Source organism: Pantoea sp. Ft-CA_14 (genome assembly GCF_024520875.1).
Taxonomy (GTDB): Bacteria; Pseudomonadota; Gammaproteobacteria; order Enterobacterales; family Enterobacteriaceae; genus Pantoea; species Pantoea agglomerans.
The window spans coordinates 1-261 of record NZ_JALNPM010000045.1; the positions used below are offsets into that span (position 1 = coordinate 1).

The 261-nt window shown below is 55.6% G+C and carries 1 protein-coding gene; it reads left to right on the top strand.

All coding sequences use genetic code 11. The annotated features are described in order from the left end of the window. Window positions 1-56: 56 nt before the first annotated feature. Window positions 57-261 (top strand): FKBP-type peptidyl-prolyl cis-trans isomerase (locus tag NR195_RS22785; RefSeq protein WP_256844937.1); only part of this gene is annotated, 205 nt, incomplete at its 3' end.

A 261-nucleotide genomic window follows, 5' to 3' on the forward strand; every position in this document is an offset into this window, starting at 1 on the left:
TGGTGCTGGAGGGCTTTTTCAACCCTTCCAGCAAGCAGGTTAAAAAAGGGTAAAGCATGACTGAGTCTGTACAGGGCGACAGCGCGGTGTTGTTGCATTTCGTCATGAAGCTGGAAGACGGCTCTGTGGCAGAATCCACCCGCGCCAACGGTAAACCTGCGCTGTTTCGGCTCGGCGACGGTAGCCTGTCTGGCCCGCTGGAGCAGGCACTGTTGGGATTAAAAGCGGGTGAAAAACATCATTTCACGCTGGCGCCAGAAG